The following is a 12,697-nucleotide window of genomic DNA, read 5'->3' on the forward strand; positions in this document are numbered from 1 at the left end:
ACCCTGGCCGGACCCGGTAATAGTTTGGCGGGTATCGAAAGCCATTACGCACCCAACGCGCCTCGGCCGGATCGCTGGCGGCCCACTCCCTACCCGCACTGCGCCCGATGAAGCAGCGCCTGATCCGCCAGCACGCAGGCCATCATTGCCTCGACCACCGGCACGCCGCGAATGCCGACGCAGGGATCGTGGCGGCCCTTGGTGCTGATCCGGGTTGCCTCGGATTTTCCTGTCTCATCTGGGCGCGTGATCGTGTCGACCGGGGTCAGGATCGAGCTGGTCGGCTTGAACGCCACGCGGCAGGTGACCGACTGGCCGGTGGCGATGCCGCCCGCGATGCCGCCCGCGTGGTTGGCAGTGAACTCGGGCGCCTCGCCGTCCGTCGAGGGCCGCATCGGGTCGGCGTTCTGTTCGCCCGAGAGGCGCGCGGCGTCGAAGCCGTCGCCGATCTCGACGCCCTTGACCGCATTGATGCTCATCATCGCCGCCGCCAGCTCGCTGTCGAGCTTGGCGTAGAGCGGCGCGCCCCAGCCTGCGGGCACGCCGGTCGCCACGCATTCGACCACCGCGCCGAGCGAGGAGCCTGCCTTGCGTGCCTCGTCGACCAGCGTTTCCCAGCGCGCCGCGGCGTCGGCGTCGGGGCACCAGAAGGGGTTTTGCCCGATCTGGTCGGCATCGAACTTGGCCGGGTCGATCCGGTCGCCGCCGATCTCCGCCACATAGGCGAGGATGCTCACTTGGGGGACGACCAGCCGCGCCACCGCACCCGCCGCGACGCGCATCGCGGTCTCGCGCGCGCTCGACCGGCCGCCGCCGCGATAGTCGCGAAAGCCGTACTTCGCGTCGTAGGTGTAGTCGGCGTGGCCGGGACGATAGGCCTGCGCGACGTTGGAATAGTCTTTCGAGCGTTGATCGACGTTCTCGATCATCAGGCTGATGGGCGTGCCGGTGGTGCGCTGTTTTCCGTCTTGGCCCTCGAACACGCCCGATAGAATCCGCACCGCATCGGGCTCGCGCCGCTGGGTGGTGAACTTGCTCTGCCCCGGCTTGCGCTTGTCGAGCCACGGCTGGATGTCGTCCTCGCTCAAAGCAATGCCCGGCGGGCACCCGTCGACGACCGCGCCGATCGCAGGCCCGTGGCTTTCCCCCCAGGTGGTGAAGCGGAAGACCCGCCCGAATGTGTTCCAGCTCATGGCGTAAAGCGTTGCCTCAACAGCCCGGTGCTGTCCACGCCCCGCGCCGGGCGAGCGCGTTTTCCTACTCCGCAGGGGCGCAGTAGCGTGCCGGGTGCTCTTTGCCATCGTCGGTTCAGCGGCATCCGCGCGAGTGATCGCTCCACGCGATTGAACGCCGCCCATTGATCGAGCGGATTTCCTCCCCTGGACACTGTGTCAGGTGTGTCAGGCGCGCTTCCGGATTGGCAAAACCTGCGCACTGCGCTGGCAATGCGCGTTCGACTCGGGCAAGAACAAACCATGATTGCAAAGCTCACAGGAGTGCTCGACGCGACCGGCCCCGACTGGGCGGTGATCGACGTGGGCGGGGTGGGCTACCTCGTCCACTGCTCGACCCGCACGCTCGACGCGCTGGGATCGGAAGGCGGCGAGGCGCGGCTGTTCACCGACCTGCAGGTGAGCGAGAACGACATGCGGCTGCTCGGGTTCGCCGAAGCGGCGGAGCGCGACTGGTTCCGGCTGCTCACCAGCGTGCAGGGCGTGGGCAGCAAGGTGGCGCTGGCGATCCTCTCCGTGCTGTCGGCGGGCGAGGTGCAGGCGGCCTGTGCTGGCGGCGATGCGGCGATGGTCGCTCGGGCGAACGGCGTGGGCCCCAAACTGGCGGGCCGGATCGTCAACGAGTTGCAGGACAAGGCAGGCGCGCTCACTGTGGCTCCGGGCGGGGTGCCGGTGGCCGCTCCCAAGGGCGGGACGAGCGCCGACGCGGTCTCTGCGCTGGAGAATCTCGGCTTCAAGCCTGCGATTGCGGCGAAGGCCGTGGCCGAGGCGGCAGGCGAACTGGGCGAGGGCGCAAGTGAGGGCGAGCTGATCCGCGTCGCGCTCAAGAAGGCGGCGGGGTGAAGGAGATGGGTATGAGAGTGGCACTGCTGACGGCTGCGGCGCTGGCAATCGGCGCGCCTGCGGCGGCGCAGGAGGTCTCCTACGGCCCGGTGTTCGAGGACTTCGGCCCGGTCGCCGACGTGCCCGATGCCGACTTCGCCATTCCCGAGGGTGCGAGCTTCCACGTCGCGTTCGACGTTTCGCGCGCTGCTCAGGATGGCCAGCTCAACCGCGGCTTCGAGAGCGCGGCGCGCCTCATCAACATGCACGCGCGCGCCGGGGTGGCGCCGATGGAGAACCGCGCAGCGGTGGTCGTGCATGGCGCGGCGGTGTTCGACCTGCTGACCGACGCCGCCTGGGCCGCGCGCGATCGCGGCGAGGCGAACCCGTCAGGCGCGGCGGTGCGCGCAATGATCGACCAGGGCGTGCGCTTCATCGTCTGCGGCCAGAGCGCGGCGGGGCAGGGCGTGGCAAAGTCCGAGCTGCTCCCCGGAGTGGAACTCGCCCTCTCCGCCATGACCGCCCACGCGCTGCTCCAGCAGCAGGGCTACACGGTGAACCCGTTTTGATGGGCGCGAGCAACATCCTGCGGATTGCGGTCGCGATCATCCGCGATGAGGACGGGCATGTCCTGCTCGTCCGCAAGCAGGGCACCAGCGCATTCATGCAACCCGGAGGGAAGATCGAAGACGGCGAACACGCGGCGGATGCGTTGTGCCGGGAATTGGCGGAGGAGTTGTCGATGGTAGTCGCTCCTGACGCGCTTATTCCTATCGGACATGCCGTCGCGCCCGCCGCGAACGAGCCGGACACGGATGTTCACGCCGAGATTTTCGAGGTTCGTACGATTGGAGCTATCTCGATCGCAGCGGAGATAGCGGAAGCTCAATGGGTCGATCCGGCAGCGGCTGGAGCGCTCGAACTGGCTCCACTTAGCCGCGACCATATCCTGCCCCTTGCTCGGCGGAATAATAAGGTGAATCTGGTTTGAGCTCCGCTTCGTTACTCGTCACCCTGAACTCGTTTCAGGGTCCAGTTTGCCTTTCGCGCGATCCGAGCGGCTCGAAGCCCAATCCGACCGCGAGGTCGCGCCAGTCCGGGTTCTCGCGAGTAATCAGGTTGAGCTTCCAGTCGCGGTGCCAGTTCTTGAGCTGCTTCTCGCGCTTGATTGCGGATTCCATCGTCTCGAACAGCTCGAAGTGGACCAGCCGATGTACGGCGTAGCGCTTGCTAAACCCCTCGACCGCGCCTTCGCGGTGCTGCCACAGCCGCGCGACCAGATCGGACGTGACGCCGATGTAGAGCGTGCCGAAGGGCTTGCTCGCGAGAATGTAGACGCAAGGTTGCTTCTCGGTCGGCATGAGTTGGAGACTGCCGTTGGCTGGACCCTGAAACAAGTTCAGGGTGACGACTTAGTACTATGACCGACCAACCCCTCCACACCCCCGAACGCCTGCCGGACGACCCGGACGCGGCGCTGCGGCCCAAGAGCCTTACCGAGTTCATCGGGCAGGAGGCTGCGCGCGAGAACCTCGGCGTGTTCATCGCCGCCGCCAAACGCCGCGGCGAGGCGATGGATCATACGCTGTTCTTCGGGCCGCCGGGGCTGGGCAAGACCACGCTGGCGCAGATCGTCGCGCGCGAGCTGGGGGCGGGGTTCCGCTCCACCAGCGGGCCGGTCATCGCCAAGGCGGGCGACCTTGCCGCGCTGCTGACCAATCTCGAACCGCACGACGTGCTGTTCATCGATGAGATCCACCGCCTTAATCCGGTGGTCGAGGAAGTGCTCTACCCCGCGATGGAGGACCGCGCGCTCGACCTGATGATCGGCGAGGGGCCCTCGGCGCGATCCGTCCGGATCGACCTGCCGCCGTTCACGCTGATCGGCGCGACCACGCGGCAGGGCCTGCTGACCACGCCCTTGCGCGATCGCTTCGGCATTCCGGTGCGGCTGAACTTCTACACGCACGAGGAGCTGGAGCGGGTGGTGACGCGCGGCGCGAACAAGCTGGGGCTGAGCATCGAGCCCGATGGCGCGCGCGAGATCGCGCGGCGTTCGCGTGGTACGCCGCGTGTCGCCGGGCGGCTGCTGCGCCGCGTGCGCGACTTCGCCAGTGTCGACAACGCGCCGAGCATCACCGCGCAGGTCGCCGACAGCGCGCTGACCAAGCTGGAGGTCGATTCGCTGGGGCTCGACGCGATGGATCGCCGCTACCTCACCATGATCGCCCAAACCTATGGCGGTGGCCCCGTGGGGATCGAGACGCTGGCGGCGGGCCTCGCCGAGCCGCGCGACACGCTGGAGGATGTGGTCGAGCCGTTCCTGATCCAACTCGGGCTGGTGGCGCGGACCGCGCGCGGGCGGTGCCTCAATGCGGGCGGCTGGCGGCATCTGGGGCTCGAATCGCCCGTCGCCGATGGCCAGAAGGGGCAATCGCCCGACCTGTTCGGCGGCAAACCCTGACCGAAGCATAACTTCTTCGCGAGGCAGGGTGCCAGCGTGGGACACGTGGGCAGGGTTGCAGCCCCCGGCCGGCAAGATCTTCGCAAAGCAATGCTTTTTCATGGTTAATCGCGTTGCAGAAGGCTGCCGCGAGGGGCTCTAAGTCACATAGGCGCAATGCAAGCCTTCCGTCGGAACCGCCGATGGCAACGGTTTATAAAGCGCTCCTGAACTAAAGAGCCCGACCTATGTCGATCAAGATTGCCCTCGCAAAACTCTCCGCGACCGCCGCGGGCACTGCCCTCGTTGCGGGCGGAGCGCTCCACGTTGCTGAAGAGCAGGCCGCATACAGCGGCGGCAAGTCCGTCAAAGAAGTGTCGCAGACCGCCGAGGCACCTGCGCTCCGCTACATCAAGGAAGACCGCGTGGTCGAGCGCGAGGTGCCGCGCACCACGCTGCGCAAGCGCCGGGTGGTCAAGCGCACCGTCGAATGCGTCCCCGCGGGCATGGCAGGCGGCTATGCTGGCGTCGGCGCGGACGAACAGATTGTCTACGATGCACGTTCCGGCACCGCGCGCATCTCGCACGACGACGCGGACCTGCGCGCTGCGGCGGAAGCCTGCGCACAGTTCGGTGATGGCGCATCGCGCACGGTCGTTGCGGTCGCGCCTGCGGCTGCGCAGATTGGCGGTTATGGCGGCGGTTTCGCGGGTGGCAGCGGCGGCCAGGGTGGCGGCACCACCGTGATCGGCGGCAGCGGCGGCGGCGGTTTCGGCGGCGGCTTCTTCGGCGGCTTCTTCGGCGGCGGCGGCAGTGGCGGCAATATTGCGATCAGCACGACGACGTCAGGCGTTGGGTCCAGCGGCGATATCTCGTCTTCGGGCGGGATCGACATCGACATCGACGTCGGCAGCACCACTTCGACTTCGGGCGGATCGACGTCCACGTCGACCTCGGGCGGTTCTACCTCGACTTCGACGTCCACGGGCGGGCTGACCTCGACCACCACCAGTTCGGGCGATGTCTCGAGCAGCAGCTCCACCTCGGGTGACGTATCGAGCAGTTCGTCGACCTCGTCTTCGGGCGATGTTTCAAGCAGCTCGTCGACTTCGTCCTCTGGCGATGTGTCGAGCTCGTCTTCGGGCGACGTCTCGAGCAGCAGCTCGGGTGATGTTTCCAGTTCGTCTTCGGGCGACGTCTCGAGCAGCAGCTCGGGCGACGTTTCGAGCTCCTCGTCGGGCGACGTCTCGAGCAGCAGCTCGGGCGACGTCTCGAGCTCGTCTTCCGGCGATGTCAGCTCCACAGGTCACCCCGGCAGCACGGGGTACACCAGCACCAGCGGTACGACGGGCGGGGGAACCAGCGGAACGCCGGTTCCGGCACCGCCGGTCGGCCTGCTGTTCGGCGCGGCCGCGCTGGCGATCATCACCCGCCGCAAGTGGGCATCGAAGAGTGACGACTGATCGCCGTTTCGCGTCGATCCCGATCTGACAGTTCGGCGCTGCAAGGCGCTGCGACTTGGGCGGAGGCCGCTTGCCAGGAGCAGCCTCCGCCCTTTCGATTCCAAACACAAAAAAGGGGCCCGGCCATCGCTGACCGAGCCCCGTTTTTTCCGGTGCGGGTGAGCCTTTAGCTCGCCAGCTTGCGGATCACATACTGGAGGATGCCGCCGTTGCGGTAGTAGTCCAGCTCGTTCTCGGTATCGATGCGGCACTTCGCCGTGAAGCTGAACGTGCTGCCGTCTTCGTGGGTCACATCGACCGTCACGTCCTGCGCGGGCTTCAGGTCGGCAAGGCCGCGAATGGTGAAGCTGTCGGTGGCCGCAAGGCCCAGCGTCTCACGCGTGTCGCCATCCTTGAACTGCAGTGGCAGCACGCCCATCCCGACGAGGTTGGAGCGATGGATCCGCTCGTAGCTTTCGACGATCACGGCGCGCACGCCCAGCAGGATGGTGCCCTTGGCCGCCCAGTCGCGGCTGGAGCCGGTGCCGTATTCCTTGCCGCCGATCACCACCAGCGGGGTGCCGTCTTCCTTGTGACGCATCGCTGCGTCGTAGATCGGCATCTGTTCGCCTTTGTAGGTGGTATAGCCACCCTCGACACCCGGAACCATTTCGTTCTTGATGCGGATATTGGCGAAGGTGCCGCGCATCATCACGTCATGGTTGCCGCGGCGCGAGCCGTAGGAGTTGAAGTCCGCCTTCGCGACCTGGTGGCTCTTCAGGTATTCGCCCGCGGGCGAGTCTTCCTTGATCGAGCCTGCGGGGCTGATGTGGTCGGTGGTGACCGAGTCGCCCAGGATCGCCAGCGGTTTGGCATCGGCGATGTCCGCCACCGGTTCGGGGTCCATCTTCATCCCGTCGAAGAACGGCGGGCTGGCGATATAGGTGCTGCCGGGGTTCCACCGGTAGGTGTCCGACGCTTCGACCGTGATCGCGCGCCAGTGCTCGTCACCGTCATAGACGTTGGCGTAGCGCTCGACGAACATGTCGCGGCTGACATTGGCTGCGCGCAGGTCCGCGACTTCCTGGTTGGTCGGCCAGACGTCCGCCAGCATCACCGGCTTGCCGTGCTGGTCTTCACCAAGCGGAGTGTCGATGATGTCCTGCGTCACCGTGCCCTTGATCGCGTAGGCGACCACCAGCGGCGGCGAGGCGAGGAAGTTCGCGCGCACATCGGGCGACACGCGGCCTTCGAAGTTGCGGTTACCCGAGAGCACCGAGGCGGCAACGATGTCGTTGCTGTTGATCGCCTTGCTGATCGGCGGGGCGAGGGGGCCCGAGTTGCCGATGCAGGTCGTGCAGCCATAGCCGACCAGATCGAAGCCCATCGCGTCGAGGTCGTCCTGCAGGCCGGACTTTTCGAGGTAGTCGGTGACCACCTGCGACCCGGGAGCGAGTGAGGTCTTGACCCAAGGCTTGGGCTTGAGGCCCTTCTCGCGCGCCTTTTTGGCAACCAGCCCGGCGGCGATCAGCACATCCGGGTTGGAGGTGTTCGTGCAGCTGGTGATCGCCGCGATGACCACGTCGCCGTCGCCCACATCGTGGTGGGTGTTCTCGACATCGACGCGGTGCGGTTCGGACTTGCCATAGATTTCCTTGAGGTCGCGATTGAACAGCTCGTCCACTTCGGGAAGCGCAACCTTGTCCTGCGGGCGCTTGGGTCCGGCGAGGCTCGGCACGACCTTCGACAGGTCGAGCTCGATCGTGCTGGAGAACACCGGCTCCACATCGGGGTGGACCCACAGGCCCTGCTCCTTGGCGTATGCTTCGGCGAGCGCAATCTCGTGCTCGTCCCGGCCCGTGAGGCGCAGGTATTCGAGCGTCTTGTCGTCGATGCCGAAGAAGCCACAGGTCGCGCCGTATTCGGGCGACATATTGGACAGCGTCGCACGGTCCGCGAGGCTGAGCGATTCGAGGCCCGGGCCGTAATATTCGACGAACTTGCCGACCACGCCGTGGGCGCGCAGCATCTGCGTGGCCGTGAGCACAAGGTCGGTCGCAGTGACGCCTTCGGCCAGCTTGCCGGTGAACTTGAAGCCGACCACTTCGGGGATCAGCATCGAGATCGGCTGGCCGAGCATGGCAGCTTCGGCTTCGATCCCGCCAACGCCCCAGCCGAGCACGCCGAGGCCGTTGACCATCGTGGTGTGGCTATCGGTACCGACGCAGGTATCGGGATAGGCGACCATCTGGCCGTCCGGTCCTTCGCTCGACCACGTGCAGCGCGCGATATATTCGAGGTTCACCTGGTGGCAGATGCCGGTGCCCGGAGGCACGGCGGAGAAGTTCTCGAAGCTCTTGGAGCCCCACTTGAGGAAGTCGTAACGCTCCGCATTGCGGGCGTATTCGAGTTCCATGTTCGCTTCCATCGCCTTGGGATGGCCGAATTCGTCGACCATCACCGAGTGGTCGATGACGAGGTTCACGGGGACCTGCGGATTGATCTTCTGGGTGTCGCCGCCCAGCGCCTTGATCGCGTCGCGCATCGCGGCGAGGTCGACCACGCAGGGAACGCCGGTGAAATCCTGCAGCAGCACGCGCGCGGGGCGATACTGAATCTCGCCGCCGGTGACGGGGTTGTTGACCCGATCCGCGATTTCCTTCGCATTCTCGACCGAGACCGTATGGCCGCCATCCTCGAACCGGAGCATGTTCTCCAGCAGCACCTTGAGGCTGAACGGGAGGCGGGAAACATCGCCGATCTGCTCTGCCGCCTTGGCGAGCGAATAATAGGCGTAATCCTTGCCTTCTACGGTGAGGGTGCTGCGGGTGCCGAGGGTGTCCTTGCCGACCTGGGTCATGTGGGAGGCGGTCCTTTCTGTTCTTTGATGTCGTGCGTCCTGTCACCTGTCTAACGGGCGGGTCGCGAAGATGTGCCGCGCTTGGCGTGTGGCGGCGCGAAAATCAAGCTTTTCTGCGGGCTGTCATGGCGCGCCGGTTTCGGCGCCGCCTGCCGCGCGGGCGGGTGCGCGCCCTTTCGTAGCGGCGATCCACGTGCCGATCACGATCAACGTGACGCCCGCCAGCGTCCCGATGCCCACGCCTTCCGCGAAGAACAGCCAGCCCAGCAGCGCCGCCCATACGAAGCCGGAATATTCGACCGGGAGCAGCGCCTGAGCTTGCGCCCGGGCATAGGCCCAGGCGATCGCCATCGAGCCGCCCACCGTGAGCACGCCTGCCATCAGCAGGTTCGGCTGGATAGCGGCAGGCGGTGCCACGAAGAACCATGGCGCAGCGAGGCCCAGCACCACCGTCGAAACCCCGCCATGGAAGGCTGCGACCTCGAGTGGTCCGGCCCGCTGCGACTGCTGGCGGATGATGATGAAGTTGAGTGCATAAAGCACGGTCGAAACGAGGATCGACGCGAAGCCGATCATCGCATCGCCATCCATCTCGCCTTGCCCAAGCCGCGCTCCCACGATGACCAGCGCCCCTGCGAAACTGACGAGCGAGGCGATGACGGCGCGCCGCGTCACCTGCTCGCCCAGCAGGATCGCCGCGAGATACAGCGCGATCAGCGGAGCGACGAAGGAGATCGCGATGGTCTCCGCGATAGGCAGCTTTGTCAGCGCATAGAAGAAGGTGAGGCCCATGAAGGCCGAGCACAGACCGCGCAGCAGGTGGAGCTTCAGCGTCGCTCGGTCGGGCCAGTGCTTGCGGTGGGCGAGCCACAGCGGCGCGGCGATCCCGGTAGCGATCGCGGCGCGGAGCAGTGCGGCGGAAAAGGCACCGATCGCCAGCGCGGCGCCTTTCATGAAGGCGTCCATCGCCGATAGCATCGCGACACCGGCCAGCGCCATCGCGAACGGGGCCAGAAACGGGGTCGAAAGGACGAGGCGCGGCATGGCGATGGCGACTAGCCCAGCACGATAGGTGCGTCACTCTTCTGCCGCAGATGGCTGGTAAATTCATGCTTGGTAAAGCCGTAAGGCTTGAAGATTGCGCCGATTTTGGCGAGAGTTCTCGCCACGGCCTGTCGCTGCGATCAGCGACGGATTTGATGTACAGGGTCACCCGATCACCATGAAAAAGCTTGCACTTCCGTTCCTTCTCCTCGCCGGTACCGGGCTCGCGCTCCCAGCGGCACTGGTCGCGCAGCAGGCACCGACGAACCTGTTGCCCGACGAGCAGGAAGATGTGCCCGAGCCCGACGATGCGGTGAGCACCAGCACCGCGACGGGGCCGGTCGAAATGTCGAGCAATCCGGTCGTCCAGCAGATCGATCCGACCGTTCAGCAATGGACCGTCGCACAGGCCGAGGCGCTGGCCGAGGTTATTCAGGGCATTGATGCCGAAGGACTCATCCCCGCCGACTACGACCTTGCCGGGCTGCGCAATGCCATCTCCGCCGGTGCGGGGCAGCTGCTCGATCAGGAAGCCAGCCGCCGCTTCGTGTGGCTGGTGGAAGACATGCGTGATGGCCGCACGCCGATGGATAATCGCACGCAGTGGTTCGTGATGGACCCGGATGCGGACCGCTATCGCAGCGGTACGATGCTGAAGCAGGCACTGGCGAGCGACGACATCATGGGCACGCTGCAGGGCGTTGCGCCGCTGCATCCCGATTACGAAGCGCTCAAGGCGGAGCTGGCCAAGGCGACGCCGGGTACCAAGCGCTACAAGCTGGTGCAGGCCAACATGGACCGCTGGCGCTGGCTGCCCCGCGATCTGGGGCACCAGTACCTGATCACCAACGTGCCCGAATATCAGCTGCGCCTGACGGTCAACGACAAGATCATGCGCACCTATCGTACCGTGGTGGGTAAGCCCGGTCGCACCGCGACCCCGCAGCTGGCCGAAAGCGTCGAGGGCGTGATCCTCAACCCGAACTGGACCGTGCCGCAGTCGATCGTGAAGGGCGAAGGGCTGGGCGCGCGCGTCCTCGGCAATCCGGCCTGGGCGAAGTCCAAGGGCTACACGGCGACCAAGGGTGCCAATGGCTGGGTTTCGGTGGTGCAGGGCCCCGGGCCGGGCAACGCGCTGGGCCGGATGAAGCTGGACATGCCCAACCGGCATGCGATCTTCTTCCACGACACGCCGTCGCGCGGCTTCTTCAAACAGGAGAACCGGGCGCTCAGCCACGGCTGCATTCGCACCGAACGCGCGACCGAGCTCGCGCTGACGCTGGCGATTTTGCAGGCCGGACTGACTGCGGACGAAGGCGTCGAACTGCTGGCGAGCGGCGAATACACGCGCGTCGAGTTCAACAACAAGATGCCCGCCTACATCACCTATTTCACGATGGCGACGAACATCGAGGGCGAGATGGCGACCTTCAAAGACATCTACGACCGCGATGCACCGGTGCTCGCCGCGTTCGATGCACCGCGCAAGGCCAATCGCAGCCGGGTGACCGACGAGGAAGTGATCGAGATCGTGAACGATCCGCGCGATATTGCGTGAGGGGCGCTCAATCCTCCTCCAACTCGTCCCGAAAGCGGATGAGGAAATAGCGGTAGATCATCGCCGATCCCAACGCGCACCAGAGGCCCAGCGCCAGCACGAGCGGCTGCTGGGTCAGCGACCCCGACCTTCCGAAGCCGAACCAGAATGCCAGGGTCGCTGCCAGCACGGCGGCCAGGAGTGAGGCCGGGTGGCGGATGTGTCTGCCGATCATCCACGCTATGGGCACGCCGACCACTACCAGCGCACACCCGATCGCGATGAATGCGAACACTGCGATTGCGACCAACACCATCGCACTCGTGATCGCAAAACCCGGTACGTCGGCGAAGGACTGAGGCACGGGGATCAGTGGTGTTGCGCCTTTGACCACAGGTTCGACGACGGCTGCCGGCAATACCGAGAGCGCGACGAATATCGCTGCACATCCCGTCGCCGGAATTAGCGCTGCGATCGGGGGCCATAGATGACTGCTGTCGAACTGCGGCCTGTAGGGCATCGCCCTAGAATACGCCCGGATTGGTCTGTTCGAAAGTTTTCTGTTTGGGCTGGCGCAGGATGTGGTAGCCGTTCTCCGGCTCGCCCACGATGGTCGTCGGCGGGTAGGCGCGGGTGCCGTCTTCCTTCAGCCCCAGCGCCTCGGCATAGAGCAGGCGCCCGCCCGAGAGATTCAGCAGCGCGATCTTGAACTGCTCCTCGCCCAGCGCGAAGCAGCCATTGGAGCGGCCCAGCCGACCCCACCGCTCGACATGCGAAGGTTCGGCATAGGTCGCGCGGTGCATCACGATATAGCGTTGCAGCGCGTGGTTGTTGGTCGGGTCGAGCCCGCCAAGCCGCACCGATGTGCCGAACTTGCCGGTGTACCATTCCCATGTAACGTAAGCGCCGCGGCTGGTCGCGTTGGAACCTTCGACGTTGGAGAAGGTGTTGAGCCAGCCGTCATGCTCGGGGTCGGAACCCGTGCCGTGACTGACGTGGAAGCTCTTCACTTCCTGCCGCTCCAGATTGACGAAGTGGAAGCGGCGTTCGGCGGAATGGAGCCCGAAATCGGCAATCCCGACGATGTCCTTGCGCCAGATGACATCGCCCGCCTTGTCCAGCTCGCGCTTGGCGATCTTGGACAGCTCCCGGTCGCGCGGGCTGCCTGCCATCGGCTGCGCGAACACGCGCGTCGGCAGGCTGACAGATGCACCCAGCGCAATACCGGTGCCAAGGCCCGTCTTGATGAGATCGCGACGTTTCATATCCGGCATATGCTATAACCCAGCTTAATGGATGCTTGAAGCCGATTCACCC

Annotated in this window: 12 protein-coding genes; 6 read left to right on the forward strand and 6 right to left on the reverse strand. The window is 65.8% G+C overall.

Annotation, left to right across the window (positions count from 1 at the left end):
- Window positions 1-89 precede the first annotated feature (89 nt).
- Window positions 90-1,193, reverse strand: a complete 1,104-nt coding sequence (gene aroC, locus AAG612_RS12855) for a chorismate synthase (protein WP_342510687.1) — start codon at window positions 1,191-1,193, stop codon at window positions 90-92.
- Between the two features lie 282 nt (window positions 1,194-1,475).
- Here aroC and ruvA point away from each other — a divergent pair, with 282 nt between their 5' ends.
- From ruvA to AAG612_RS12870, 3 genes are read left to right on the forward strand one after another with little or no spacing between them, the layout of a single operon-like run.
- Window positions 1,476-2,075 (forward strand): Holliday junction branch migration protein RuvA, encoded by a 600-nt coding sequence (ruvA, locus tag AAG612_RS12860; RefSeq protein ID WP_342510690.1) that lies wholly within the window; start codon window positions 1,476-1,478, stop codon window positions 2,073-2,075.
- 11 nt (window positions 2,076-2,086) lie between these two features.
- Complete coding sequence (locus tag AAG612_RS12865; protein ID WP_342510692.1) at window positions 2,087-2,623, forward strand: DsrE family protein; 537 nt, start codon at window positions 2,087-2,089, stop codon at window positions 2,621-2,623.
- A complete protein-coding gene (locus AAG612_RS12870; RefSeq protein ID WP_342510694.1) occupies window positions 2,623-3,045 on the forward strand; it encodes an NUDIX hydrolase in 423 nt (140 codons plus the stop codon). The genes AAG612_RS12865 and AAG612_RS12870 overlap by 1 nt, the downstream gene beginning before the upstream one ends.
- A 34-nt stretch (window positions 3,046-3,079) precedes the next feature.
- Here the strand turns inward: AAG612_RS12870 and AAG612_RS12875 are convergent, their stop codons facing one another.
- Window positions 3,080-3,415, reverse strand: coding sequence for a GIY-YIG nuclease family protein (locus AAG612_RS12875; protein WP_342510695.1), 336 nt, complete (start codon window positions 3,413-3,415; stop codon window positions 3,080-3,082).
- Window positions 3,416-3,474: 59 nt separating this feature from the next.
- On the opposite strand from AAG612_RS12875, the gene ruvB reads away from it, so the two are divergent.
- Both ruvB and AAG612_RS12885 read left to right on the forward strand, forming a co-directional pair.
- Complete coding sequence (gene ruvB / locus AAG612_RS12880; protein ID WP_342510698.1) at window positions 3,475-4,518, forward strand: Holliday junction branch migration DNA helicase RuvB; 1,044 nt, start codon at window positions 3,475-3,477, stop codon at window positions 4,516-4,518.
- A 227-nt stretch (window positions 4,519-4,745) separates the two neighbouring features.
- Window positions 4,746-5,960 carry a PEP-CTERM sorting domain-containing protein gene (locus AAG612_RS12885; RefSeq protein WP_342510700.1) on the forward strand — a complete coding sequence of 405 codons (1,215 nt, stop codon included), beginning with the start codon at window positions 4,746-4,748 and terminating at the stop codon, window positions 5,958-5,960.
- Window positions 5,961-6,126: 166 nt separating this feature from the next.
- On the opposite strand, the gene acnA is transcribed toward AAG612_RS12885, so the two are convergent.
- On the reverse strand, window positions 6,127-8,799 hold the full coding sequence (gene acnA, locus AAG612_RS12890; RefSeq protein WP_342510702.1) for an aconitate hydratase AcnA: 2,673 nt from the start codon (window positions 8,797-8,799) through the stop codon (window positions 6,127-6,129).
- Between the two features lie 123 nt (window positions 8,800-8,922).
- Window positions 8,923-9,843, reverse strand: coding sequence for a DMT family transporter (locus AAG612_RS12895; RefSeq protein WP_342510703.1), 921 nt, complete (start codon window positions 9,841-9,843; stop codon window positions 8,923-8,925).
- 178 nt (window positions 9,844-10,021) lie between these two features.
- Between AAG612_RS12895 and AAG612_RS12900 the strand changes: the two genes are divergently transcribed.
- Window positions 10,022-11,401 (forward strand): L,D-transpeptidase family protein, encoded by a 1,380-nt coding sequence (locus AAG612_RS12900; RefSeq protein WP_342510705.1) that lies wholly within the window; start codon window positions 10,022-10,024, stop codon window positions 11,399-11,401.
- Between the two features lie 7 nt (window positions 11,402-11,408).
- Here the strand turns inward: AAG612_RS12900 and AAG612_RS12905 are convergent, their stop codons facing one another.
- Window positions 11,409-11,900: a hypothetical protein gene (locus AAG612_RS12905; RefSeq protein ID WP_342510707.1), complete on the reverse strand. Its 492-nt coding sequence runs from the start codon at window positions 11,898-11,900 to the stop codon at window positions 11,409-11,411.
- 4 nt (window positions 11,901-11,904) lie between these two features.
- The gene (locus AAG612_RS12910; protein ID WP_342510709.1) at window positions 11,905-12,645 is read right to left on the reverse strand and encodes a murein L,D-transpeptidase catalytic domain-containing protein; all 741 of its coding nucleotides are present in this window, start codon (window positions 12,643-12,645) and stop codon (window positions 11,905-11,907) included.
- Window positions 12,646-12,697: the final 52 nt, after the last annotated feature.

The sequence above is a fragment of the Citromicrobium bathyomarinum genome (genome assembly GCF_038594605.1).
GTDB classification, from domain to species: domain Bacteria; phylum Pseudomonadota; class Alphaproteobacteria; order Sphingomonadales; family Sphingomonadaceae; genus Alteriqipengyuania; species Alteriqipengyuania bathyomarina_B.

Excerpts from the sequence above, each read along its gene's own strand:
- aroC (WP_342510687.1), bottom strand. The coding sequence starts at position 1,193 with ATGAGCTGGAACACATTCGGGCGGGTCTTCCGCTTCACCACCTGGGGG.
- ruvA (WP_342510690.1), top strand. The coding sequence starts at position 1,476 with ATGATTGCAAAGCTCACAGGAGTGCTCGACGCGACCGGCCCCGACTGG.
- AAG612_RS12865 (WP_342510692.1), top strand. The coding sequence starts at position 2,087 with ATGAGAGTGGCACTGCTGACGGCTGCGGCGCTGGCAATCGGCGCGCCT.
- AAG612_RS12870 (WP_342510694.1), top strand. The coding sequence starts at position 2,623 with ATGGGCGCGAGCAACATCCTGCGGATTGCGGTCGCGATCATCCGCGAT.
- AAG612_RS12875 (WP_342510695.1), bottom strand. The coding sequence starts at position 3,415 with ATGCCGACCGAGAAGCAACCTTGCGTCTACATTCTCGCGAGCAAGCCC.
- ruvB (WP_342510698.1), top strand. The coding sequence starts at position 3,475 with ATGACCGACCAACCCCTCCACACCCCCGAACGCCTGCCGGACGACCCG.
- AAG612_RS12885 (WP_342510700.1), top strand. The coding sequence starts at position 4,746 with ATGTCGATCAAGATTGCCCTCGCAAAACTCTCCGCGACCGCCGCGGGC.
- acnA (WP_342510702.1), bottom strand. The coding sequence starts at position 8,799 with ATGACCCAGGTCGGCAAGGACACCCTCGGCACCCGCAGCACCCTCACC.
- AAG612_RS12895 (WP_342510703.1), bottom strand. The coding sequence starts at position 9,843 with ATGCCGCGCCTCGTCCTTTCGACCCCGTTTCTGGCCCCGTTCGCGATG.
- AAG612_RS12900 (WP_342510705.1), top strand. The coding sequence starts at position 10,022 with ATGAAAAAGCTTGCACTTCCGTTCCTTCTCCTCGCCGGTACCGGGCTC.
- AAG612_RS12905 (WP_342510707.1), bottom strand. The coding sequence starts at position 11,900 with ATGCCCTACAGGCCGCAGTTCGACAGCAGTCATCTATGGCCCCCGATC.
- AAG612_RS12910 (WP_342510709.1), bottom strand. The coding sequence starts at position 12,645 with ATGAAACGTCGCGATCTCATCAAGACGGGCCTTGGCACCGGTATTGCG.